Here is a 23504-nt window from a genome sequence, read left to right as displayed (position 1 = left end):
TCCGTGAGGATCCCGCCCCGGCCGTCACCGGGCACTCAGCCGATCAGAGCAAGCCGTCCCACATCTGCTCCAGCAGCACCGACCACCAGCTCTCCGGCGACGCCAGCGCCGCCCCGTCCAGCGCCGCCAGCTGCGCCTGGAAGTCCACCGTCCAGCGCCCCGCCTGCTCGGGCGTCAGGTGCATCCGCAACCGCCACATGTGACCCAGCATCGCCAGCGACCGCGCGAACTGCGGCAGGCTGGAGTTCACGAACTGCGGAGGCACCGGCGCACCGCCGGGACCGGCCTCGACCGGCACCGCCACTATGTTCGCCGTCCCGTACTGCACGCACAGCGCCTTGCCGAAGTCACTGCCGACCACCAGGTACGAGGCCGCGTCCGAGGCCGCCGGCACCCCGCGCTGCGCCGCCAGCTCCGCCAGCGTCGGCACCGGCTGCCCGGGCACCGCCTGCGCCCAGAAGAACGGCCCGAAGTCCACCGGCAGACCCGCCATCACCAGCGTCTGCGCCACGACCTCCGGCACGCCCTGCCGCGACACCGCGGCCGGCTCGAAGCGGAACACGCCCTGCGGGCCGAACACGCCCGCCAGCTCCTGCCCGATGGCCTCCATCGGGATCGCGGGCAGCGTCTGGATCCCCGGCGGCAGCGGGGCCCGCTGCGGCGCCGGGCGCGCCGGACCGTCCGCCACCTGGTGCAGCTCCCCCTGGTGGGTGAGCAGGTGGTGCATGCCGGCCTGCCGGCCCGCGTGGTCCTTGCCGTACGGCGCCACGCTGGTGATCCGCACCTGCGGCCAGGTCTCCCGGATCATCCGGGCGCAGTAACCGCCCGGCAGTTCACAGGACTCCAGCTCCGTGTGCAGCTCCAGCACCTGCTGCGGCGGCACGTTCATCGCCCGCAGCTCGTGCAGGATCTGCCACTCCGGGTGCGGCGTACCCGGCGCCGAACGCCGGATCAGCTGCTGCTCGGAACCGTCGGGCGCGCGGTAGCGCAGCACCGCCTGGTAGCCAGGGCCCACCACGGGCACACCGGGAGCCGGCGGCGGGGCCTGCGGGGGCTGCCCGGCCGGGGGCTGGCCCAGCGGCGCTCCCGGCTGCCCGGGCGGCGGTACGACACCGGGACCCGCCAGCATCGTCGCCGCGTGGTGCACACCACCGGGCGGCGTGCCGGGGCCACCGGGCGCACCCGGAGCTCCCGGAGCGGCCGGCGGACCGGGCGGGGGTACGACACCGGGGCCGGCCAGCATCGTGGCCGCGTGGTGCGCGTCACCGCCGGGCGCACCGGGAGCACCGGGCGGAGCCGGCGGACCCGGCGGCGGTACGACACCGGGACCCGCCAGCATCGTCGCCGCGTGGTGCGCGTCACCGCCGGGCGCACCGGGGGCACCGGGCGGAGCCGGCGGGGGTACGACACCGGGACCGGCCAGCATGGTCGCCGCGTGGTGCGCGTCACCGCCGGGCGCACCGGGAGCACCGGGGGGCGCCGGCGGACCGGGGGGCGCGGGGACGCCGGGCGCACCCGGCGCACCGGGCGGCGCGGGCGGGCCGGGCGGCGGGACCACACCGGGACCGGCCAGCATCGTGGCGGCGTGGTGCGCGTCGCCACCAGGCGCACCAGGAGCACCAGGAGCACCGGGAGCACCCGGCGCACCCGGACCGGCGGGCGCCGACGGCGGACCCGGCGGCACCGGAGGCGCGGGCGGGTTCACCGGCGCCTTGCTCGTGGCCGCGTCGGCGATGTCCTGGGGACGCGGCGCACCCGCGTCGATCGCCGGCGCCACGGCGGTCTTCGGCAGCTGGCTGCCGCCCGCCATCAGCGTGGTCTTCGCCTCCGGCTCGGCACCGGGGCGCGAGGGAGCGTCGTCCGCGTCCGTACCCGACAGCGGCGGCGCGAACACCGTCGCCGGCAGCGGCACGGAGGCGTCGTCGGAGCCCGGGTTCACGTCCGTACCCGCCCATGGCGTGGCGTTCGCCGGCACGCCCTCGGACGCGGTCGGCTCGTACGCGTCACCACCGGGCCCGCCCAGCGCGCCCAGCACCACCGTGCCCGGCAGCGGAACCGCCGGCGGCGCGTCCGGCGCCGGCCCGGCACCCGAGGACGACAGCCGCAGCGAGCCACCGGCCCGCGGAGCGGCGGACGGCCCGGCGGGCGCCCCGCCCTCGGGCCCGGACGCGGCAGCGGCGGCACCGGCGCCCACACCACCGTCACCGGCACCCGGCGCGGCGGAAGGAACCGGCGGCACCCCGGGCTCCTCCGCGACCGGAGGCGCCGGACAGACCGACGGAACGGAAGGACGAGAAGAACCAGAGGACCCGGCAGGACCGGACGGAACCGGCGGCGCGGCCGAAGCACCGGCCGCCGCCGGGGAACCACCCGGACCGCCCGAAGCACCCGAAGCACCCGAACCGGCCGACGACGACCCCGCCGCCCCCGCCCGGTTGTCCGGGATCCCCGCCCGGTCCGCCGCCTCCTGCAGCCACTCCGGCGGACTCAGCATGAACGACGTCGCCTCGGAATCGATCCGCTGCGGCGGCACCGAAGCCTCCGGCCCCGCCGCCGGCGCGGCCCCGTACTCCTCCTCGTACCGGCGGATCACCTCACCCACCGGCAGCCCCGGCCACAGCGACACCTCACCGCTGTCCCGTGCGATCACCAGCCGCTGACGGCCACCACCGGACACCGGCACCCCGGGACGGTCCTCCGCCCACACCACGAAGCCGAGCCCGAACTCCCGGACCCTCACCTCCCGGTGCTGATACGCGGGCACGTCACCGTTGACCCACTCCTCCGCGCGCTCCTGCGCCTGCGCGAACGTCACCATCGCCGGAACTACCCTTCCACCGGGACAACACGCGCGAAGCCGCCGTCCACCATCAGACCCGCCACCGTCTCCAGCTCCGGCGGGTTGCCCGCGAGCCGCTCCAGGAACGCGTCGAAATCCGTACCGCACGCCAGCAGCAGCCGCTCCGTACGCTCCTGCACCGACCAGCCGTCCTGGTCACGCGCGTCGTCGTACGGGCAGAACCACACCGACCCCGACGCCTCGCCCCGCACCTTCACCGCGATCAGACCGCCCTGCGCGAACGCCACGGCCAGGTAGTCCTTCGTCAGGTGGTCCCGCAGACACTTGTTGACGTACACCAGGTCGTTCACCGCGGCCTCGTCCCGCACCGTGAAGAACGGCTGGTCCACCAGCAGCCCCAGCTCCGGGTCCAGACCCACGCCCACCGGCGCACAACCGCCCGCCGCCTTCAGGAACGAGCGGTACGCCTCCGGCAGCCGGTAGCCCAGATCCTCCTCGACCCCCTGGACCTGCTGCTCCGTCACCGACAACGCCGACTTCGGCAGCCCCAGGTGCACCGGACGCACCTCCTGCAACGGCCGCGTCCCCCGCTTCGTGTGGTCCACCGCCGCCGTCACGAGCCCCGCGTGGTGCCGCAGCAGCGCCTTGACCTCCACCGGGACCAGCTCCAGACGGCGCGTCCCCGCCACGTGGTGCCAGGTCCAGCCGTGCGGAGTCGCCACCGCGGGCACCGTGTCCCACAGCTCGTGGCCCGACGCGTGCATCGCGGCGTTCGCCGACACGTAGTCCGTCAGCCGCAGTTCGTCGACACCGAAACCCTCCGGCGGTTCTGCGATCTCCGTCGCCGCACGCGCGTACGGGGAGAAGTCGGGGTGACCGTCCCCGTCCATCCGCACGCCCTCGGGATGCCGCGAGCGCCGGACCGGGTCCGGAAACTGCACGACCTGCCCGGCGTACGCGGCGTTGGGTGGCGCGGCCTGCTGCCCGAGCCGACCTGTCGTCATGGCGGTAGCCCCCTGCTGGATCTGGCTGGTTCCGCACAGCCTAAGCCGTACGGCAAGAGGCACACCCTCCCCTGCACCTGCGGCGGAGCCACCCCGTCCGCACCAACAGCACCACCCACCCCGCCGCACGCCGGGAACATCCGAATTGATACGAATATTCGACCCAGCTTCCGCAGGGCGCCGCACATTTGGCAGGCTGTCCCGCAGCACGGGGGCGTGCGCGACGGCGGCGCGAGCCGCGGCCACGGGAGGGACGACCAGCACCATGCAGACGGCAACACACACCACGGCCCACACGACGGGCCGCACCACCGCCCACCAAGGCACCGGCACGGGTCCCGGCACCACCGACCCCCGCCACCACTGGAGCAACGAGAACGGCCTCCGCGCCCCCCTCCTCCAGCACCGCCGCGACGGCATCCTCCCCACCATCGCCGCGGCACTCTCCGTACGCGGCGAAACCCTCACCAGCACCGCCGCCAAGGGCGACCAGCCCCCCGCACTCCACCCCCTCGTCCAGGACTTCCTCGACACCCTCACCACCGGCCAGCGCGACCGCCACACCGGACGATGTCCCGAGGCGCTCCTGCTCTCCCGCCACCTCACCACCGTCGAGGCCGGCCGCAGCAAGCGCGCCTCCCGCCGCCCCCTCTCCCCCAGCGAAGCCCGCCGCTCCCTCAAGCACGCCAAGGTCACCGCCCGCCGCATCCGCGAAGACGGCGACCCCCTCCACGGCAGCTACGCACCCCCCTGCCGCTCCTGCGACGCGCTCCTCGCCCACTTCGGCGTACGCCCCGTCGACCTCACCGCACCCCAAGACAACGAGAAGGGCTGACCCCGCCCCGATGGCCGCCTCCGCCTCCTACGACCGGTCCTCGGCGACCCGCTTCCCGGTCACCGTCGACTCCGCCCTGCGCGCCGCCGGCTGGAGCCCCGGCCGCTGGGACATCAAGCAGGCCGAGTACTGGGCCGACGCCCTCCGCGACCACACCACCCCCGCCGGACACCGCCACACCGTCTTCCCCGCCGCCGTCGAAGCCTGGGCCGAATTCGGCGGCCTCCGCGTCAGCACCCCCGCACCCGGCCGCCAGATAGCCCCCGCCACCATCACCCTCGACCCCCTCACGGGCCTCCACCTCGCCCGCACCTTCGCCGACCTCGGCCGCGCCCTCGACACCACCGTGGCCCCCCTCGGACACGAGAACGACGGCAGCGCCCACCTCGCCATCGACCGCGAAGGCCGCGTCTACTCCATCGACCACACCGGCGACTGGTACCTCGGCGCCGGAATCGACGACGCCCTCACCACCCTCCTCACCGGCCTCCAGCCCGTCCGCCTCACCACCGGCTGACACCACCCCCACCACGCCTACGACGCGTCCGGCACCCGATCCGGCAACACCGCCGACACCCGGAACCCACCCGCCTCCGTGGGCCCCGACACGAACACCCCACCCAGCCCCAGCACCCGCTCCCGCATCCCCACCAGCCCGTTCCCCCCGCTCGGCAGCCCCGCACCCGCCACCCCGGCATCCGACGGACCGTTCTCCACCTGCATCGCCACCTCACCCTGCCGGTGAGCCAGCCGCACCACCACCCGCGCCCCCGGCGCATGCTTGTGGACGTTCGTCAACGCCTCCTGCACCACCCGGTACGCCGTCTGCTCCACCTCCCGCGGATACGCGCGCACCTCACCCCGCACATCCAGCTCCACCACCATCCCCGCCGCCCGCGACTGCCCCACCAGCGCCGCCAGCTCCGCCAGACACGGCCCCTCGTCCGCAGCCCCGGACGCCTGCCCCGCCGCCACCAACGGCACCGGGGCCGCCGACACGGCAGGCGCGGAAGCCGCCGACGCCGAGGCCGCCGTCACCACCGGCGACCGCAGCACCCCCAACATCTCCCGCAACTCCGTCAACGCCTGCCGGCCCATGTCCCCCACCAGCGCCGCGTTCCGCACCGCCGTCGCCGGATCCTTCCCCGCCACCGCCTCCAGCGCCGCCGCGTGCACCACCATCAGCGACACCCGGTGCGCCACCACGTCGTGCATCTCCCGCGCGATCCGCGTCCGCTCCTCCTGACGCGCCCACTCCGCCCGCTCCTCGGCCCGGTCCGCCAGCAGCGACAGCTCTCGCTCCAGCGAATCCGCCCGCTCCTGCAGGCTCTCCATCAACCGCCGCCGCGCCCCTATGTACAGACCCAGCAGCACCGGCGGCGCCGTCAGCGCCACCGCCATGAACACCGACACCACCGGCACGTACCACCGGTCCGCCTGCACGTCCCCCTGCGTCCGCACGTACGTCACCAGGAACGTCCCCACCAGCGACATCGACGCCAGCAACGCCGTGATCCGCCGGGGCACCTCCGACGCCGCCAGCGTGTACAGACCCACCACCGCCAGCAGGAAACCCATCGCCGCCGGCGTCACGGCCACCGCCACCAGCACCACCGCGACCGGCCACCGCCGCCGCAGCACCAAAACGGACCCCACCAGCAGCCCGAACACCACCCCCACCGGAACCGGCAACGACGCCTCCCCGGCGAACCCCACCCCCTCCAGGGCACACTCCAGCGCCGAAGCCACCGCCAGCCCCACATCGAGCACGGCACTCCGCCGACGCCCCCACCACAAGGGCCCGTCCCGCCCGGCCCCCACCCGCTGCTCCCCCGTACTGGTCATACCGCCACCCTACGATCGCCCCACCCACCCCCTCCCGCCGATTCCCCGCCCTAACACGCCCCCGCGCCCCAATTCCCCCAAACCTCCGGTAACCGCACATACGACTGAACCGCCTGCACTCCGGACCCTGAATCCCGCATTCCGGACGACGGTGAACCCATGCGAGCGAAAACCGACCTCCAGACCCGAGCCCGCGAGCTCCGCCTCCAGGGCCGCACCTACACCGAAATCACGGACGAGCTGGGCTGCTCGAAGAGCTCCGTCTCCCTCTGGGTCCGCGACCTCCCCAAACCCCCACGCCGGATCGAGCAGGGAAAACGCGCGGCCCGCGCCCGCTGGGACCGAGAACTTGCGGTGCGCGACACCGAGCGCCGCGCCACGAAAGAGGCCGCAGGCCTGGAAGTCGGCACCATCACCGACCGCGAGCTGTTACTCCTGGGCACCGCGCTGTACTGGGCCGAGGGCACGAAGGACAAACCGCACGCCCGCCGCGAACGTGTGGTGTTCGTCAACAGCGACCCGGACATGATCCGGACATTCCTCGCCTGGTTGAACCTGGTCGGCGTGCCGGTCGACCGCCTGAACTGCTACGTGATGATTCACGAGACCGCCGACATCCCGACAGCCGAGCGTTTCTGGGCGGACCTCCTCGGCATCGACACGAGCAGGCTCGGCAAGACGGCGATCAAGAGGCACGACCCCAAAACAATCCGCAAGAACACGGGGGAGAACTACCGCGGATGCCTCACGATCCAAGTGCGCAATAGCGCGGAGCTCTACCGTCGCATCGAGGGGACCTGGTGCGGCATAGTAGGGGCTGCATCCGAAGCCGATCAACGGAATCGGACATAGCATCCATCCCGGGTCGTCTAAGGGCAAGACGTCAGATTTTGGTTCTGATCATGGGGGTTCGAGTCCTCCCCCGGGAGCCATGCACACGGGTCCCGACCGTTCCGGTCGGGACCCGTGCTCGTTACCGGGACGTGGCCCCCCGGTATCCTTCGGAAGTCCACCCCCGAAAAGCCGAAGGGCACACCCGTGAGCGCCAATCGCCCGGCAGCCGTCGTCGTACTCGCAGCGGGTGAGGGCACCCGCATGAAGTCGGCCACTCCCAAGGTTCTGCACGAGATCTGCGGGCGGTCGCTCGTCGGTCACGTGGTTTCCGCAGCTCGGGAGCTGGATCCGCAGCATCTGGTCGTGGTCGTGGGGCACGCCCGCGAGCAGGTCGTCGCCCATCTGGACGAGCACTACGCCGGCACCCGCACCGCGGTGCAGCACGAGCAGAACGGCACCGGGCACGCGGTCCGGATGGCGCTGGAGTCGCTCGGCGGTCCGGTGGACGGGACCGTGGTCGTCGTGTGCGGTGACACGCCCCTCCTGACGGGTGACACGCTGGCCGCGCTGACCGCGACCCACTCGGCGGACGGAAACGCGGTGACGGTGCTGACGGCCGAGGTGCCGGACTCCACCGGGTACGGGCGGATCGTGCGGGACTCCTCGGGCGCCGTCACGGCGATCGTGGAGCACAAGGACGCCAGCGACGAGCAGCGCGCGATCCGTGAGATCAACTCCGGGGTGTTCGCGTTCGACGGGAAGCTGCTGGCGGAGGCGCTGGGGCAGGTCCGTACGGACAACAGCCAGGGTGAGGAGTACCTCACGGACGTGCTGGGGATCCTGCGGGCGGCCGGGCACCGGGTGGGTGCGTCGGTCGGTGGTGACCACCGGGAGATCCTGGGGATCAACAACCGGGTGCAGCTGGCGGAGGCCCGTGGGCTGCTGAACGCGCGCCTGCTGGAGCGGGCGATGCTGGCGGGTGTGACCGTGGTGGATCCGGGCAGCACGTTCGTGGACGTGACGGTGACTTTCGGCCAGGACGCGGTGATCCACCCGGGTACGCAGCTGCTGGGGTCGACGCACGTGGCGGAGGGCGCCGAGGTGGGTCCTAACACGCGCCTGAAGGACACCGAGGTGGGTCCGGGTGCGCGGGTGGACAACGCGGTGGCGGACCGTGCGGTGATCGGCGAGTCGGCGAGCGTGGGTCCGTACGCGTACCTGCGTCCGGGGACGCGGCTGGGGCTGAAGGCCAAGGCCGGCACGTACGTGGAGATGAAGAACGCGACGATCGGCGAGGGTACGAAGGTGCCCCACCTGTCGTACGTGGGTGACGCGACGATCGGTGAGTACTCGAACATCGGCGCGGCGAGCGTGTTCGTGAACTACGACGGTGAGGCGAAGCACCACACCACGGTCGGCTCACACTGCAAGACGGGCTCGGACAACATGTTTGTGGCTCCCGTCACGATCGGGGACGGTGCCTACACGGCCGCCGGCTCGGTCATCACCAAGGATGTGCCGCCCGGCGCACTGGCCGTGGCACGGGGCCAGCAGCGGAATATCGAGGGCTGGGTGGCTCGTAAGCGTCCGGGCAGCGCGGCCGCGCAGGCGGCTCAGTCGGCGGGCGAGGAGCCCGTCGGCGAAGTCTGACCGGAAACGGGTACGTCGATGTCGGCGTACCGTGATAGGTGCACGCAATTCGGCTGGCTTGCCGCGCGCGGGACGGACGCGCGCGGGGGCGAGCAGCTTCAACACGTCTGAGGAGACAGTGCTGTGACCGGGATCAAGACGACCGGCGAGAAGAAGCTGATGCTCTTCTCCGGCCGCGCCCACCCCGAGCTGGCCGAGGAGGTCGCGCACCAGCTGGGTGTCGGCCTCGTGCCGACCAAGGCTTTCGACTTCGCGAACGGTGAGATCTACGTCCGCTTCCAGGAGTCGGCGCGCGGCGCGGACTGCTTCCTGATCCAGAGCCACACGGCTCCGATCAACAAGTGGATCATGGAGCAGCTGATCATGATCGACGCGCTGAAGCGCGCGTCGGCCCGCTCGATCACCGTGATCATCCCGTCCTACGGGTACGCCCGTCAGGACAAGAAGCACAAGGGCCGTGAGCCGATCTCGGCGCGTCTGGTGGCGGACCTGCTGAAGACGGCGGGTGCGGACCGGATCCTGACGGTGGACCTGCACACGGACCAGATCCAGGGCTTCTTCGACGGTCCGGTGGACCACCTGTCGGCGCTGCCGGTGCTGGCGGACTACGTGGGCGCGAAGGTGGACCGTACGAAGCTGACGGTGGTGTCCCCGGACGCCGGCCGTGTGCGGGTGGCGGACCGCTGGTGTGACCGTCTGGACGCGCCGCTGGCGATCGTGCACAAGCGCCGTGACAAGGACGTCGCCAACCAGGTGACGGTCCACGAGGTCGTGGGTGAGGTCAAGGGCCGCGTCTGCGTCCTGGTCGACGACATGATCGACACGGGTGGCACGATCTGCGCCGCGGCCGAGGCGCTGTTCGCGCACGGCGCGGAGGACGTGATCGTGACGGCGACGCACGGCATCCTGTCGGGGCCGGCGGCCGACCGCCTGAAGAACTCGAAGGTGAGCGAGTTCATCTTCACGAACACGCTGCCGGACCCGTCGGACCTGGAGCTCGACAAGATCACGGTGCTGTCGATCGCGCCGACGATCGCGCGCGCGGTGCGTGAGGTCTTCGAGGACGGTTCGGTGACGAGCCTGTTCGAGGAGCAGCAGTAAGGATCCGCCTGGGGCGCCGGGCCCGGTAGGGCCCGGTTCTCGCGGGTGCGGGTCCCGCTAGATCCTTTTGGGGTGCGGCCTCCGTGCCGGGTAGACTCTTCGAGTTGCTCGGCGAGGGAGGCCGCACCTTTTGGTGTCCGGCGCTCCGTTATCGACGCGCTCTTCGTAGCAGGCCGTTTCGTGGCCGGGTGACCCTGTCCGTTTTCGTCACCCCACGAGGAGTGAACATGTCCGAGGTCAAGCTTTCCGCTGAGCTCCGCACCCGTTTCGGCAAGGGCGGCGCCCGTGAGGCCCGTCGCAACAAGGTCGTCCCCGCGGTCATCTACGGCCACGGCCAGGACCCGAAGCACGTCTCCGTCGAGGGCCACGGCCTGTTCATGGCGCTGAAGACCCCGAACGTCCTGATCTCGCTGGACATCAAGGGCGACGGCACCGAGCTGGTCATCCCGAAGGCCGTGCAGAAGGACCCGATCAAGCGCGACCTGCTGCACGTGGACTTCCTGGCCGTCCGCAAGGGCGAGAAGGTCACGGTCGAGGTCCCGGTCGTCACCGAGGGCGAGCTGGCCGCCGGCGGCAACCTGCTGGAGCACGTCCTGAACACCCTCTCGGTCGAGGCCGAGGCCACCCACCTGCCCGAGTCCTTCACCGTGTCGGTGGAGGGCCTGGAGGCCGGCGCGTCCGTCCTCGCGCAGGACATCGCGCTGCCGTCCGGCGTCACCCTGGTGACCGAGGCCGACGCCGTCGTCCTGCAGGTCCTGGCCGCGCAGGCCGAGGAGCCGGCCGCCGAGGCCGAGGAGACCGAGGAGGCCTGAGCCTCTTCGTCTGGTTGCTGACCGACCGCCGTCCGGCTCCACTGGAGCGGGGCGGCGGTCGTCCCATGTGAGGAGCTTTGTGATGGCGGAGATGGCGGCCGACGGTCCCTGGCTGGTGGTGGGTCTGGGGAACCCGGGTCCCGAGTACGCGGGGAACCGGCACAACGTGGGGTTCATGGTGGTGGACCTGATCGCGGACCGGATCCGGGGGAAGTTCAAGGCGCACAAGGCGCGGGCGCAGGTGGTGGAGGGCCGGATCGGTCCGGCGGGTCCGGCGAACCGGCGGATCGTGCTGGCGAAGCCGATGTCGTACATGAACCTGTCGGGTGGTCCGGTGACGGCGCTGCGGGACTTCTACAAGGTGCCGGTGGAGCGGGTGGTGGCGGTCCACGACGAGCTGGACATCGACTACGGGACGCTGCGGCTGAAGCTGGGCGGCGGGGACAACGGGCACAACGGTCTGAAGTCGATGACGAAGTCGATGGGTGCGGAGTACCACCGGGTGCGGTTCGGGATCGGCCGTCCGCCGGGGCGCATGCAGGTGGCGGACTTCGTGCTGAAGGACTTCTCGTCCGCGGAGCGGAAGGAGCTGGACTACTTCGTGGACCGGGCTGCGGACGCGGTGGAGTGCCTGGTGCTGGAGGGTCTGGAGCGGGCGCAGTCCTCGTACAACTCGTGAGGCGCGGTCCTCGTACAACGCGTGAGGCGCGGTCCTCGTGCTGCTCGACGGCTGGTGCGCCGAGGGCCCCCGTACCGGGATGGTGCGGGGGCCCTCGGCGTTGGTGCGGCGGGTGGGTCAGCCGGTGTTGCGGAGGCCGGCGGCGACGCCGTTGACCGTGAGGAGGAGGGCGCGGCCGAGGAGCGGGTCGGCGGGTTCGCCGGCGGCCGCGGCGGCGCGCTGGCGGGCCAGCAGGGAGACCTGGAGGTAGGAGATGGGGTCCAGGTAGGCGTCGCGGACGGCGAAGGTCTGCTGGAGGACGGGCTGGCTGTCGAGGAGCTTCTCGCCGCCGGTGATGCGGAGGACTTCCGCGACGGTGAGGGCGTGTTCGGCCTCGATGAGGGCGAAGACGTGCTTGAGCTCGTCGGGGACGAGGGTGTCGACGTAGTGGCGGGCGATCCGCAGGTCGGTCTTGGCCAGCGTCATCTCGACGTTGGACAGGAAGTTGCGGAAGAAGTGCCAGTTGGCCTGCATCTCTTCGAGGACGTCGTCGCCGCCGGTCTCGCGGAGTGCCTTGAGGCCGGAGCCGACGCCGTACCAGCCGGGGACGATCTGGCGGGACTGGGTCCAGCCGAAGACCCAGGGGATGGCGCGGAGTCCGTCGAGGCCGGCTCCGGAGTCGGGGCGGCGGGAGGGCCGGGAGCCGAGGTGGAGGTCGGCGAGCTGGTCGACGGGTGTGGCGGCGAAGAAGTAGGCGGGCAGGTCGGGGTCTTCGACGAGGCGCCGGTAGGCCGCGTGGGCGGCGTCGGAGACGGTGTCCATGGCCGCGTCCCAGCGGGCGAGGGACTCGTCGGACTGCCGGGGCGCGGTGTGCAGGGCGGAGGCCTGCAGGGTGGCGGCGACGGTGAGTTCGAGGTTCTCGCGGGCGAGGGAGGGGACGAGGTACTTGTCGGAGATGACCTCGCCCTGTTCGGTGACCTTGATCTCGCCTTCGAGGGTGCCCCAGGGCTGGGCGAGGATCGCGTCGTGGGAGGGGCCGCCGCCGCGGCCGACGGTGCCGCCGCGGCCGTGGAAGAGGCGCAGGCGTACGCCGTAGCGGTGGGCGACGTCGCGGAGCCGGCGCTGGGCGCGGTGGATCTCCCACTGGCTGGTGGTGATGCCGCCGAACTTGCTGGAGTCGGAGTAGCCGAGCATGACCTCCTGGACGTCGCCGCGGAGGGAGACCAGGCGGCGGTAGGAGGGGTCGGCGAGCATGTCGTTGAGGATGACGTCGGCGGCGCGGAGCTCGTCGGTGGTTTCGAGGAGCGGCACGATGCCGATCTTGGCCCAGCCGGCGTGGAGGTCGATGAGGCCGGCCTCGCGGGCCAGGACGGCGGCGGCGAAGACGTCGTCGGCGCCCTGGCACATCGAGATGATGTAGGACTCGATGACCTCGGGGCCGAACTTCTCGAAGGCGTCCTTGACGGTGCCGAAGACGCCGAGTGTCTTGGCGCCGGCGGCGTCGAGGGGGGCCGGGGTGGGGGCCAGCGGCCGGCGGGAGCGGAGTTCCTTGGCGAGGAGCCGCTGCCGGTAGTCGCGGGGCATGTCGGCGTAGCGCCAGGATTCCTCGCCGAGGCGGTCGAAGAGCTGGCCGAGCGCGTGGTGGTGGGCGTCGGCGTGTTCGCGGACGTCCATGGTGGCGAGCTGGAGGCCGAAGGCGCCGAGGGTGCGGATGGTGCGGTCCATGCGGCCGTCGGCGAAGAGGGCGCCGCGGTGTTCGCGCAGGGAGGTCTGGATGAGGGTGAGGTCGGTGAGGAGCTCGGCGGTGCCGAGGTAGTCGCGGCCTTCCTCGTGGGGGGTGCCCTTGGCCAGGCGCTCGCGGGTGTTGAGGAGCTTCTGGCGGATGCAGGTGGCCTTGAGGCGGTAGGGCTCTTCCGCGTTGAGGCGCTTGTAGCGGGGGCTGATCTCCGGGAGGCGCTCCAGGTCGGCCTGGAGGGAGGTGAGGAGTTCCTCGGTGGCGCCGGTGTAGCGGATGGAGTTGGAGAGCAGGCCGCGGAGGAAGTCGACGAGTTCGAGGGCGTCGGTGATGCCGTGCTCGTGCTGGAGGATCAGGACTTCGCGGGTGACGTCGGGGGTGACGTTGGGGTTGCCGTCGCGGTCGCCGCCGATCCAGGTGCCGAAGGTGAGGGGGCGGGTGCCGGCGGGGAGTTCGACGCCGACGCGCTGGAGTTCCGCGGCGAGGTCCTCGAGTACGTCGCCGACGGCGCCGGCGTGGAGTTCGTCGAGGTAGTAGATGGCGTTGCGGGCCTCGTCGGCGGGTTCGGGCCGGACGACGCGGAGCTCGTCGGTCTGCCAGATGAGGTCGATGTTCTCGGCGAGGCGGAGGTCGTGGCGGCGGCGGTCGCCGGCGCCGGTGACGGGCTCTTCGAGGAGGGCGGCGATGCGGCGCAGCTTGTTGAGGACGCTGCGGCGGGCTGCCTCGGTGGGGTGTGCGGTGAAGACCGGGCGGACGTTGAGGTTGCTCACGGTCGCGCGGAGGTGCTCGGGGTCGGCGTCCTTGAGCATGTCCGCGGTGCGGGCGAGGAGGCCGCCCTCGGCGGCGCGGTGGGCGCGGAGTTCCTTGCCGCGGTGCACCTGCTCGGTGACGTTGGCGAGGTGGAAGTAGGTGGAGAAGGCGCGGACGAGCTTGGCGGCGGTCTCCAGGTCGGTGTCGCCGAGGAGCTCGGCGGCGGCCTCGCCGTCGGTGCGGGTGAGGGCGCGGACCTTCTCGACGAGGTCGAGGAGCTCCTGGCCTTCCTGGCGTACGAGTGTTTCGCCGAGGAGGTCGCCGAGGCGGCGGATGTCGGCGCGCAGCTCTGCGTTGCCGGTGGTGGACTGGTCAGCACTGCTCACAGGTGCGGCTCCTTGCAGTGTTTCGAGCGCTACTGGGAGGTGGGCGCGGGGACGCGTGGCGGTGCCCGTGTTCGGATGTGCGTCCGAAGGCACTGCCGTGTGGTGCGCAGCCCCCGGCTGCCCGTGCGGACCGCGCTGTCCGACGAGACCCAAGGATAGGCGCCGCTGCTCGTGCCCTGGTCGCGGTGCCCACCAGACGGACTCCGGCGTGGCTTTCGCCGGGGGTGTCCCGGCCTTCCGCGGGGGTGTCCCGCTCTTTCCGCCGGGGTGTCCCCCTTCTTTCCGCCCGGGTGGCCCCCATTCCGCCGGGGTGGCCCGCTTCTTTCCGCCGGGGTGGCCCCTCTCCTTCCGGGGGAGGTGTCCCCCTGTTGCCGCGGGGGTAGGCGCTGACATAGTTACGATGCCGTAGGTTACGGTTCCGTAGCCTAGGCATTCCGCCGATTCCTCACCCCCAGGGGACGCCCCATGACCATCAGCCCCGACGTGATCGAAGACGCCCCGGAGGCGGCCGGAGGGCCGCCGGTCACCGCGACGCTGGGCGGGGAGAGCAAGCGTTCCATCGAGCAGATCGCGCTGCTGCTCTTCATCACCGTGCCCTTCGTGGCCCTGCTGGCCGCGATCCCGCTGGCGTGGGGGTGGGGGGTGAGCTGGCTGGACGTGGGCCTGATGGTGTTCATGTACTTCCTGGCCTGCCACGGCATCACGATCGGTTTCCACCGTTACTTCACGCACGGTTCCTTCAAGGCGAAGCGGCCGCTGCGGATCGCGCTGGCGGTGGCCGGGTCGCTGGCCGTGGAGGGGCCGCTGGTGCGGTGGGTGGCGGACCACCGCAAGCACCACAAGTTCTCGGACGCGGAGGGTGACCCGCATTCGCCGTGGCGGTTCGGCGAGACGGTGCCGGCGCTGATGAAGGGCCTGTGGTGGGCCCACATCGGGTGGCTGTTCGACGAGGAGCAGACCGATCAGCAGAAGTACGCCCCGGACCTGATCAAGGATCCGGCCATCCGGCGGATCTCGCGCGACTTCATCTTCTGGACGATGCTGTCGCTGGCGATCCCGCCGCTGGTGGGCGGGCTGGTCACGATGTCGTGGTGGGGGGCGTTCACGGCCTTCTTCTGGGGTTCGCTGGTGCGGGTGGCGCTGCTGCACCACGTGACGTGGTCGATCAACTCGATCTGCCACGCGGTGGGCAAGCGTCCGTTCCGGTCGCGGGACCGGTCGGGCAACGTGTGGTGGCTCGCGGTGCTCTCGTGCGGCGAGTCGTGGCACAACCTGCACCACGCGGACCCGACGTCGGCGCGGCACGGGGTGCTGCGGGGCCAGGTCGACTCCAGTGCGCGGCTGATCCGCTGGTTCGAGCAGGCGGGGTGGGCCTCCGACGTGCGCTGGCCGTCGGACGCCCGGATCGATGCCCGGCGCAAGGAGAAGGCCGCAAACGCGGCATGATGGGTGACGTGGCGATCGACGGCAGTATTCCCAGCAACGACAAGCCCAGGCGTGGCCGCCGGGTCCGGATGACCGGAGCGGAGCGCCGGCAGCAACTGCTGGACATCGGTCGCGCCCTGTTCGCCGAGAAGGGCTTCGAGGGCACGTCGGTGGAGGAGATCGCGGCGAAGGCCGGGGTCTCCAAGCCGGTGGTGTACGAGCACTTCGGCGGCAAGGAGGGCCTGTACGCGGTCGTGGTGGACCGGGAGATGCGCCAGCTGCTCGACATGGTGACGGGCGCGCTGACCGCCGGTCACCCGAGGGAGCTGCTGGAGCAGGCCGCCTTCGCGCTGCTCGACTACATCGAGGCCTACACGGACGGGTTCCGGATCCTGGTCCGGGACTCCCCGGTGGCGCAGTCGACGGGCACCTTCGCCTCGCTGATCAGCGACATCGCCACGCAGGTCGAGGACATCCTGGGGCTGGAGTTCAAGGCGCGGGGCTTCGACCAGAAGCTGGCGCCGCTGTACGCGCAGGCGCTGGTCGGAATGGTCGCTCTGACCGGCCAGTGGTGGTTGGAGACGCGGCGTCCGAAGAAGGCGGAAGTGGCCGCCCACCTGGTGAACCTCGCCTGGCACGGGCTGGACGGGCTGGAGGCGAAGCCCCGGCTGGTGGGCCACCGGAAGAATTGAGCCGGGCACCGCGACAGCGCAAAAGGTTGTACGGGCAACGACTTCTTTTTCCGGGAGCGGCGGGGTTAGCCTCCTGACACTCCCGGGAATCCGTGGGCCCGCGCGCAGTTCGCACGCCTGTACCGCTCACCCCAGTCCCCCGGGGGTACTCGTCTCATGTCCCGGGGGGGGACCTTGTCTTTTTCGCCGTACTTGCGCCGGCTGGCCGCCTGCACCGCGCTCGCCGTGTCGGCGGGCGCGCTGCTGGCCGCGCCGGCGGCGGCCGCGGACGGTCCGGCCCTGCCCGAGGTGCGGCTGGGTGCGGGCAAGCAGTCCGCGCGGGCGGCCGCGTACGCGACGGCGGCCACGGTCAGGCCGCGGCTGGACGTCGACGGGGACGGCGTCTCCGACGACCTGTTCCGCGACGTGGAGGGCCGGGTCGCGGTGACCCTGTCCCGGAGCGGGCAGCAGGTGGACTTCAACATCCAGGCCGTGGACATGGCCGAGGTGTTCAAGGACGTCCTGGCGGCGGGCAACCTGGGCGGCACCTCGGCGCCGGAGCTGCTGACCGTGTCGGCGTGGGGCGTCCTCTCGCTGTACAGCGCGGACGGCCCGTACGGCACGACCCGGCGCAGCTGGGCGGGCGGCGGCTGGAACGCGTACAACAAGGTGCTGGCCCCGGGTGACCTGACCCGCGACGGCCGCGCCGACCTGCTGGCCCGCACCCCGTCCGGCGACCTCTTCCTGTACCGGGCGACGGGTGCGCTGACCGGCGAGCCGTTCGCGTCCCGCGTGCGGGTGGGCGGCGGCTGGCAGGCGTACGACCAGCTGGTCGGCGCGAACGACCTGGACCGGGACGGCATCGCCGATCTGGTGGCCCGGTCGCTCAACGGCGACCTGTGGTTCTACAAGGGCACCGGCAGCCCGTCGGCGCCGTTCAAGGCCCGGGTGAAGGTCGGGCCGGGCTGGAACGCGTACAACCAGCTCGTGGGCGCCGACGACATCGACGGCGACGGCCGGGCCGACCTGGTCGCCCGCGCCTTCGACGGCACCCTGTGGTCCTACCGCTCCACCGGCTCCGGCACCTTCGCCGCGCGGGCGAAGTACGGCACCGGCGGCGAGGCGCTGCGCTTCCTGGCGGGGCACGGCAGCGTGCCGGACTACGGGCGGCACAGCGTGCTGGCCTCGGCGCCGGGCGGCGAGCTGTACGAGTACGGCGAGCTGGCCAACGGGCGGTTCCGGCCGCGGACGGACGCCGGGTACCCGGGCGGCTGGTCGGGCCGGCCGGTGTTCGCCTCGGGCCTCGACACCCGCGACGACGCGCACCTGCTGAAGCTCTCCTCGGAGGGGGTCCGCAACCTCGACACGGACCTGCCGGTGACCGGCACGTGGGCCGGCGCCAGGCTGCTGGTCGGCCCGGGCGACCTGACCGGGGACGGCAAGGGCGACCTGCTGACCCGCGACGGCTCGGGCGTGCTGTCCCTGCACGCGGGCGACGGCAAGGGGCTGGCGGTGGCGGCGCCCGTCGCCGTGGGCCCCGGCTGGAGCGGCTACGACCGGATCTTCGGCGCGGGCGACGTCACCGGCGACGGCCGTACCGACCTGCTGGCCCGGGACACGGGCGGCCGGCTGTACCTGTACCCGGGCACCGGGTCGGCGGGCGCGCCGTTCGCGGCGCGGGTGCTGATCGGCCCCGGCTGGGGCGCGTACGGCGAGTTCGCCGCGACCGGCGACCTGAACGGCGACGGGCGGGCCGACCTGGTCGCCCGCGACGCCGCCGGCGACGTCTGGCGGTACACGGGCACGGGCCAGGCGGGCACCGCCGCCCTGTCCTCCCGGACCAGGATCGCGACCGGCTGGGGCGGCTACACGTACCTCGGCTGACGGCGGGCCGTCGGCCGGACCGGAGCCGGCCGGCCCGGCCGCGCGCCGGCTGCGGTGTGCGGCCGGCGCGGCGAAACGTTTCTTCGACTTCCTTTCCCTTCTCTTCTTCCTCGTCTTCCTCTCCACCCGCACCACCTCTCGTCCCCAGGGGGCACCCATGTCCATCTCCCGTCCCACCCCGCTCTCGCGCCCCAAGCGCCTCGCCCGCCTCGCCGCGTGCACCGCGCTCGCGCTGTCCGCCGGCACGCTGGGCGCCTCGCCCGCGCTCGCCGCGGACAAGCCGTCCGCGCCGGCGGGCGCGGCGCAGCCGACGCTGAACCTGCCGAAGCCGGCCAAGTCCACGTACGCCACGGTCCCGGCCAAGTCCCGCATGGACTACGACCGCGACGGCATCCCGGACCTGGTCTTCCGCGGCATCACCGGCTGGACCTCGGCGTTCATGTCCACGAACGACGACGCGAGCGAGTTCAACCTCCACAACGACCAGGTCGAGACCGTCAAGGACGTCATCCCGGTCGGCAACGTGCGCGGCACCTCCGCGCCCGAGCTGCTGACGCTGTCCTTCGACGGCCGCCTGTCGCTGCACCCGACCACCAAGGCGGGCGCGGGCGCGCCGCTGTGGTCCGGCTACGGCTGGCAGATCTACAACCGGGTGATCGCCGCGGGCGACCTCACCAAGGACGGCCGCATGGACGTCCTGGCCCGTACGCCCGGCGGCTCGCTGTACCTGTACAAGGGCAACGGCACCACCTCCGGCAACCCCTTCGGCGCCCGCATCCACGTGGGCACCGGCTGGGGCGCGTACGACCAGCTCGTCGGCACCAACGACCTGGACCGCGACGGCATCGGCGACCTGCTCGCCCGGACGACCGCGGGCGACCTGTGGTTCTACAAGGGCACCGGCAGCTCCAGCACGCCGTTCAGGGCCCGCGTGAAGGTCGGCCCGGGCTGGGGCTCGTACAACCAGATCGCCGCCGTGGACGACATCAGCGGCGACGGCCGCGCGGACATCATCGCCCGCACCTACGCCGGCCGGATCTACCTGTACCTGTCCACGGGCAGCGGGAAGTTCAGCGCCCGTCAGGACGCCGGTTCGGGCTGGGAGGACACCGAGTTCTTCCTCGGTGCCGGCACCACCGCGAACTACGGCAAGCACAGCCTGCTGGCCCGCGGGAACGACGGGAAGATCTACCAGTACGTCACCAAGGCCGACGGGAAGTTCTTCCCCAAGGACGAGACCTCCTTCCAGATCCCGTCCGCCAAGCTGGCCGGCGCCACGGGCCTGGACGTCGTCAACTGGGTGTCCCCGCTGGAGATCACCGTCGGCGGGCTCTACGTCCACCGCGGCACCGGCTCGCAGCTGGCCGCCGGCCTCCCCGGCAACGCCGTCAACATCACCGGCCCCGGCGACCTCACCGGTGACGGCCGCGGCGACCTGCTCAACGTGACGTCCACCGGCTACCTGGACCTGTACGCGGGCGACGGCACCGGCAAGGCGTACAAGGCCGCCGTCCGCGTCGGTTCCGGCTGGGGCACGTACAACAAGCTCGTCGGCGGCGGTGACTTCACCGGCGACGGCCGCCCGGACCTGATCGCCCGCAGCGGCGGCACGCTGTACCTCTACCCGGGCACCGGCAATGCCTCGGCGCCGTTCGGCTCGCGCGTCACGGTCGGCACCGGCTGGAGCGCGTACAACCAGATCGCCTCGCCCGGCGACCTGACCGGTGACGGCCGCGCCGACCTGGTGGCCCGCGACGCCGGCGGCAACCTCTACCGCTACATGGCCACCGGCAAGACCGGCACGTCCACCTTCGGTGCGCGCGTGCTGCTCGGCTCCGGCTGGAACACCTTCGAGGGCCTGTACTAGGACCTTCCGCGGGGGCCCGCCGCCGTGCGGGCCCCCGTCCTCTTCTCTCACCACCTTGTCGTACGACGTCCCTGGGGGGATCTTGTCTCACGCACGTCCCAAGCGCCTCGCCCGCCTCGCGGCCTGCACGGCCCTCGCCGTGTCCGCGGGGGCACTGCTCGGCGCGAACCCGGCCGTGGCCGCCGGTCCGGTGCCCGGCTCCCCGGCAGCGGGTGCGGAGCGCCCGCAGGCGTCCGCGCCGCAGCTGGACCTCCCGAAGCCGTCGGAGCAGCGCTCCGTGTACGCGACCACGCCCGCGAAGCCCCGGCTCGACCTGGACGGCGACGGGTACAGCGACATGCTGTTCCGCGGCATCGGCGGCAAGACGTGGACCTTCCTGACCGGCTCGGGGGACGCGCCGGCCCAGGAGTTCGGCGTCGCGGGCAGCGACACCCAGCGGGTGAAGGACATCATCCAGCTGGGCAACGTGCGCGGCGACCGCTCTCCCGAGCTTCTGACGCTGACGGCCTCGGGCCGCCTGTCGCTCCACCCGACCAACCCCTACGGCGCCGAGGCGGCCGTCTGGTCGGGGACCGGCTGGCAGATGTACAACCGCGTGCTCGGCGCGGGCGACCTGAACCGCGACGGCCGCCAGGACCTGCTGGCCCGCACCCCGGGCGGCACGCTCTACCTGTACAAGGGCAACGGCGCCTCCAGCGGCAACCCCTTCACCGCACCGGTGAAGGTGGGCACCGGCTGGCAGGTGTACGACCAGCTGGTCGGCACGAGCGACGTGGACGGCGACGGCATCGCCGACCTGGTCGCCCGCACCACGTACGGCAACCTGTTCTTCTACAAGGGCACCGGCAGCGCCGCGGCGCCGTTCCGCGCCCGTGTGAAGGTCGGACCCGGCTGGAACGCGTACAACACGATCACCGCCGCGGACGACATCAACGGCGACCGCAGGGCCGACCTGCTCGCCCGCTCCTACGGCGGCACGATCTACTGCTACTTCGCCACCGGCGGCGGCCGGTTCAGCGCCCGCCAGAACTGCGGGACCGGCTGGGAGAACACCGGCCTGATGGTCGGCCAGGGCACCACGCCCTTCTACGGCAAGCACAGCGTCATCGGCCTGGACCGGAACGGCACCAGCTGGCAGTACGCGGCGAAGGCCAACGGCCGGCTCAGCGACAAGTGGCAGGACAGCGACACGGGCGTGTGGCAGGGCTCCCCGCGCGTGACCTACGCCGCCGCGCTCGACCAGTGGGACTGGGCCAGCCTGCTGGAACTGCACGAGGGCGGCGTCTACAACTACAGCGACCGGAGCGAGGTGCCGGGCGACTGGTCCGCCACCGAACTGCTCGCCGGCCCCGGCGACCTGACCGGTGACGGCAAGGGCGACCTGCTCAGCCGGGACACCTCCGGCGTGCTGTGGCTGCACCCGGGCGACGGTACGGGCAAGAAGGTCGGCACCCCCGTGAAGGTGGGCCCGGGCTGGGGCACGTACAACGTGCTCGCCGGCAGCGGCGACATCACCGGCGACGGGCGGGCGGACCTGCTCGCGCGCAGCGGCGGCACGCTCTACCTGTACAAGGGCACCGGCTCCGCCAAGGCGCCGTTCGGCGGCCGGGTGAAGATCGGCACCGGCTGGTCCGGGTACACCGCGCTGCTCTCCCCCGGTGACATCAACGGCGACGGCCGTGCGGACCTGCTCGCGCGGGACACGGCGGGCAACCTGTACCGCTACACGGCCACGGGCCACTCCGGCACCGCGACCTTCGCGGCCCGGGTGGGCATCGGCAGCGGCTGGAACGTGTACAAGAACCTGGTCTGAGCCGGGTTCGAAGAGGCAGGACAAGGCGGCGGCCCGTCACCGGTGGTTCCGGTGGCGGGCCGCCGCCTTGCGCGCGGGGCCGGCCGTCAGGCGGCCGGCTCCAGGAACTCCAGCCGGTTGCCCACCGGGTCCTCGGAGTAGAACCGCTTGTGGCCCGGCAGGTTGCCGTCCCAGACGACCTCGGCCCCGCGCTCCTCCAGGCGCCGCGCGTACGCCTCGATGTCGCGGACTCTCAGGCCCGGGTGGGCCTTGCGGGCCGGGTGGAACTCCGCTTCGACGCCCAGGTGGAGCTGGACCGGGCCGGCCGCGAACCAGCAGCCGCCGCGGGCGGCGAGGACCGGGGGCTTGGGGATCTCCTCCATGCCCAGGACCCCGGTGTAGAACTCCCGGAGCCGGTCCTCGGTGCCGGGCGGGGCTGCCAGCTGGACGTGGTCCACGGCGACGAGCATTCATGCCTCCTTGCGTGCGACGGCGAAGATCCTGCGGAAGGGGAAGACGGTGCCGCGCGGGCCCGGCGGGTAGGCCCCCCGCAACAGGTCCCGGTACTGCTCCAGGAATTCCCCGACCGCCTTGGGATCGTCCTTCAGGGCGGTGAGCACGGGCCGCAGGGCGGTGCCCTTGACCCAGTCGAGGACCGGGTCCGGTCCTTGCAGCAGCTGGTGGTAGGTGGACTCCCAGACGTCCGTTCGGCAGCCCAGCTCGGTGAGCCGGGCGAGGTACTCGGCGGGTTCCAGGAGGTGGATGTAGCGGGCGCCGTGTCCGGCGAGCCGGTCCCGCCAGCGCGGGGTGTCGCAGAGGGCGGCGAGCAGGGCGTGGCTGGGGGCGGAGAAGTTGCCGGGGAGCTGGAAGGCGAAGGTGCCGCCGGGGGTGAGGGCGTTGATCCAGGCCGGGAAGGACCCCGGGTGGCTGGGCACCCACTGGAGGGCGGCGTTGGACACGATCAGGTCGTACGGCTCTTCGGGCATCCAGTGGGCGAGGTCGGCGGGCCGGAAGTCGAGGCTGCCGCCGCCCGCGGTGGGGCCGGCGTACTCCTGGTCGGCCCTGGCGAGCATCTCGGGTGAGAGGTCGAAGCCGGTGATCTTGGCGGTGGGCCAGCGGTCGGCGAGGAGCGCCGTGACGTTGCCGGGGCCGCAGCCGAGGTCGGCGATGCGGGCCGGGCGTCCGTTGGCGGGCAGCTCGGGTATGCGGGCCAGGAGGTCGGTGAAGGGCCGGGTGCGGTGGTCCGCGTGGCGCAGGTACTGCTGGGGGTCCCAGACGGGGGTCGCGGGTGTCGGGGCGGTGGTCGCGGTGGTGCTCGTGGACGGCGCGGTATCGGAATGCATGTTCGAGCCTCCCTACTGGCTGGGTGAGCGGAAGCGGAAGCAGTTCCCGCCCGTCCATGCCCCATGGTCGCGCGAAATATATCTTGACGTCAAGAGACTTCACATCGACAGA

General features: G+C 72.3%; 18 protein-coding genes and 1 tRNA gene. 13 read left to right on the top strand and 6 right to left on the bottom strand.

Going from position 1 to position 23504, the window contains the following annotated elements; all coding sequences use genetic code 11:
* Window positions 1-43: 43 nt before the first annotated feature.
* Both ACIQUR_RS06775 and ACIQUR_RS06770 read right to left on the bottom strand, forming a co-directional pair.
* Window positions 44-2818, bottom strand: a complete 2775-nt coding sequence (locus ACIQUR_RS06775; RefSeq protein WP_403659370.1) for an SUKH-4 family immunity protein — start codon at window positions 2816-2818, stop codon at window positions 44-46.
* Between the two features lie 8 nt (window positions 2819-2826).
* The gene (locus ACIQUR_RS06770; RefSeq protein WP_403659367.1) at window positions 2827-3804 is read right to left on the bottom strand and encodes an SMI1/KNR4 family protein; all 978 of its coding nucleotides are present in this window, start codon (window positions 3802-3804) and stop codon (window positions 2827-2829) included.
* 265 nt (window positions 3805-4069) lie between these two features.
* Here ACIQUR_RS06770 and ACIQUR_RS06765 point away from each other — a divergent pair, with 265 nt between their 5' ends.
* Together ACIQUR_RS06765 and ACIQUR_RS06760 are read left to right on the top strand one after the other, a co-directional pair.
* Window positions 4070-4639 carry a YwqJ-related putative deaminase gene (locus ACIQUR_RS06765; RefSeq protein WP_403659363.1) on the top strand — a complete coding sequence of 190 codons (570 nt, stop codon included), beginning with the start codon at window positions 4070-4072 and terminating at the stop codon, window positions 4637-4639.
* 10 nt (window positions 4640-4649) lie between these two features.
* A complete protein-coding gene (locus ACIQUR_RS06760) occupies window positions 4650-5156 on the top strand; it encodes an SUKH-3 domain-containing protein (protein ID WP_403659360.1) in 507 nt (168 codons plus the stop codon).
* Between the two features lie 17 nt (window positions 5157-5173).
* Here the strand turns inward: ACIQUR_RS06760 and ACIQUR_RS06755 are convergent, their stop codons facing one another.
* Complete coding sequence (locus ACIQUR_RS06755; protein ID WP_403659357.1) at window positions 5174-6484, bottom strand: sensor histidine kinase; 1311 nt, start codon at window positions 6482-6484, stop codon at window positions 5174-5176.
* 159 nt (window positions 6485-6643) lie between these two features.
* Here ACIQUR_RS06755 and ACIQUR_RS06750 point away from each other — a divergent pair, with 159 nt between their 5' ends.
* The 6 genes from ACIQUR_RS06750 (at window position 6644) to pth (ending at window position 11560) form a co-directional block, all read left to right on the top strand.
* Window positions 6644-7336 (top strand): hypothetical protein, encoded by a 693-nt coding sequence (locus ACIQUR_RS06750; RefSeq protein ID WP_403659354.1) that lies wholly within the window; start codon window positions 6644-6646, stop codon window positions 7334-7336.
* A 6-nt stretch (window positions 7337-7342) separates the two neighbouring features.
* Window positions 7343-7416 (top strand) — tRNA-Gln (locus tag ACIQUR_RS06745).
* Window positions 7417-7522: 106 nt separating this feature from the next.
* On the top strand, window positions 7523-8968 hold the full coding sequence (glmU, locus tag ACIQUR_RS06740) for a bifunctional UDP-N-acetylglucosamine diphosphorylase/glucosamine-1-phosphate N-acetyltransferase GlmU (protein ID WP_403659351.1): 1446 nt from the start codon (window positions 7523-7525) through the stop codon (window positions 8966-8968).
* A gap of 123 nt (window positions 8969-9091) precedes the next feature.
* Window positions 9092-10069, top strand: coding sequence for a ribose-phosphate diphosphokinase (locus tag ACIQUR_RS06735; protein WP_403659348.1), 978 nt, complete (start codon window positions 9092-9094; stop codon window positions 10067-10069).
* 227 nt (window positions 10070-10296) lie between these two features.
* Entirely contained in the window at window positions 10297-10881 is a 585-nt protein-coding gene (locus ACIQUR_RS06730; RefSeq protein ID WP_403659345.1) for a 50S ribosomal protein L25/general stress protein Ctc, read from the top strand.
* A gap of 91 nt (window positions 10882-10972) precedes the next feature.
* Complete coding sequence (pth, locus tag ACIQUR_RS06725; protein ID WP_403659847.1) at window positions 10973-11560, top strand: aminoacyl-tRNA hydrolase; 588 nt, start codon at window positions 10973-10975, stop codon at window positions 11558-11560.
* 117 nt (window positions 11561-11677) lie between these two features.
* Here pth and ppc read toward each other — a convergent pair whose 3' ends face one another.
* Window positions 11678-14410 carry a phosphoenolpyruvate carboxylase gene (gene ppc, locus ACIQUR_RS06720; protein WP_403659342.1) on the bottom strand — a complete coding sequence of 911 codons (2733 nt, stop codon included), beginning with the start codon at window positions 14408-14410 and terminating at the stop codon, window positions 11678-11680.
* 465 nt (window positions 14411-14875) lie between these two features.
* Between ppc and ACIQUR_RS06715 the strand changes: the two genes are divergently transcribed.
* The 5 genes from ACIQUR_RS06715 to ACIQUR_RS06695 all read left to right on the top strand — a co-directional run bounded on the left by ACIQUR_RS06715 (window position 14876) and on the right by ACIQUR_RS06695 (window position 22070).
* Entirely contained in the window at window positions 14876-15856 is a 981-nt protein-coding gene (locus tag ACIQUR_RS06715; RefSeq protein ID WP_403659339.1) for an acyl-CoA desaturase, read from the top strand.
* Window positions 15853-16527 (top strand): TetR family transcriptional regulator, encoded by a 675-nt coding sequence (locus ACIQUR_RS06710; RefSeq protein WP_399949867.1) that lies wholly within the window; start codon window positions 15853-15855, stop codon window positions 16525-16527. The genes ACIQUR_RS06715 and ACIQUR_RS06710 overlap by 4 nt, the downstream gene beginning before the upstream one ends.
* A 174-nt stretch (window positions 16528-16701) precedes the next feature.
* Window positions 16702-18390: an FG-GAP repeat domain-containing protein gene (locus ACIQUR_RS06705; RefSeq protein ID WP_403659336.1), complete on the top strand. Its 1689-nt coding sequence runs from the start codon at window positions 16702-16704 to the stop codon at window positions 18388-18390.
* A gap of 157 nt (window positions 18391-18547) precedes the next feature.
* Window positions 18548-20257 (top strand): FG-GAP repeat domain-containing protein, encoded by a 1710-nt coding sequence (locus tag ACIQUR_RS06700; RefSeq protein WP_403659333.1) that lies wholly within the window; start codon window positions 18548-18550, stop codon window positions 20255-20257.
* Between the two features lie 82 nt (window positions 20258-20339).
* Entirely contained in the window at window positions 20340-22070 is a 1731-nt protein-coding gene (locus tag ACIQUR_RS06695; RefSeq protein ID WP_403659330.1) for an FG-GAP repeat domain-containing protein, read from the top strand.
* A gap of 86 nt (window positions 22071-22156) precedes the next feature.
* Here ACIQUR_RS06695 and ACIQUR_RS06690 read toward each other — a convergent pair whose 3' ends face one another.
* Together ACIQUR_RS06690 and ACIQUR_RS06685 are read right to left on the bottom strand one after the other, a co-directional pair.
* Window positions 22157-22519, bottom strand: coding sequence for a VOC family protein (locus ACIQUR_RS06690; protein WP_403659327.1), 363 nt, complete (start codon window positions 22517-22519; stop codon window positions 22157-22159).
* Window positions 22520-23392, bottom strand: coding sequence for a trans-aconitate 2-methyltransferase (locus ACIQUR_RS06685; protein ID WP_403659324.1), 873 nt, complete (start codon window positions 23390-23392; stop codon window positions 22520-22522).
* Window positions 23393-23504: the final 112 nt, after the last annotated feature.

Source organism: Streptomyces sp. NPDC101132 (genome assembly GCF_044759225.1).
Classification (GTDB): domain Bacteria; phylum Actinomycetota; class Actinomycetes; order Streptomycetales; family Streptomycetaceae; genus Streptomyces.
Note: the sequence above shows the minus strand (reverse complement) of the source record. Positions and strands in the feature narration are given on the sequence as shown.

Coding starts and splice junctions, on each gene's coding strand:
- ACIQUR_RS06710 (WP_399949867.1), top strand. CDS start 15,853: ATGATGGGTGACGTGGCGATCGACGGCAGTATTCCCAGCAACGACAAG.
- ACIQUR_RS06775 (WP_403659370.1), bottom strand. CDS start 2,818: ATGGTGACGTTCGCGCAGGCGCAGGAGCGCGCGGAGGAGTGGGTCAAC.
- ACIQUR_RS06750 (WP_403659354.1), top strand. CDS start 6,644: ATGCGAGCGAAAACCGACCTCCAGACCCGAGCCCGCGAGCTCCGCCTC.
- ACIQUR_RS06760 (WP_403659360.1), top strand. CDS start 4,650: ATGGCCGCCTCCGCCTCCTACGACCGGTCCTCGGCGACCCGCTTCCCG.
- ACIQUR_RS06755 (WP_403659357.1), bottom strand. CDS start 6,484: ATGACCAGTACGGGGGAGCAGCGGGTGGGGGCCGGGCGGGACGGGCCC.
- ACIQUR_RS06715 (WP_403659339.1), top strand. CDS start 14,876: ATGACCATCAGCCCCGACGTGATCGAAGACGCCCCGGAGGCGGCCGGA.
- pth (WP_403659847.1), top strand. CDS start 10,973: ATGGCGGCCGACGGTCCCTGGCTGGTGGTGGGTCTGGGGAACCCGGGT.
- ACIQUR_RS06700 (WP_403659333.1), top strand. CDS start 18,548: ATGTCCATCTCCCGTCCCACCCCGCTCTCGCGCCCCAAGCGCCTCGCC.
- ACIQUR_RS06730 (WP_403659345.1), top strand. CDS start 10,297: ATGTCCGAGGTCAAGCTTTCCGCTGAGCTCCGCACCCGTTTCGGCAAG.
- ACIQUR_RS06770 (WP_403659367.1), bottom strand. CDS start 3,804: ATGACGACAGGTCGGCTCGGGCAGCAGGCCGCGCCACCCAACGCCGCG.
- ACIQUR_RS06685 (WP_403659324.1), bottom strand. CDS start 23,392: ATGCATTCCGATACCGCGCCGTCCACGAGCACCACCGCGACCACCGCC.
- ACIQUR_RS06690 (WP_403659327.1), bottom strand. CDS start 22,519: ATGCTCGTCGCCGTGGACCACGTCCAGCTGGCAGCCCCGCCCGGCACC.
- ACIQUR_RS06765 (WP_403659363.1), top strand. CDS start 4,070: ATGCAGACGGCAACACACACCACGGCCCACACGACGGGCCGCACCACC.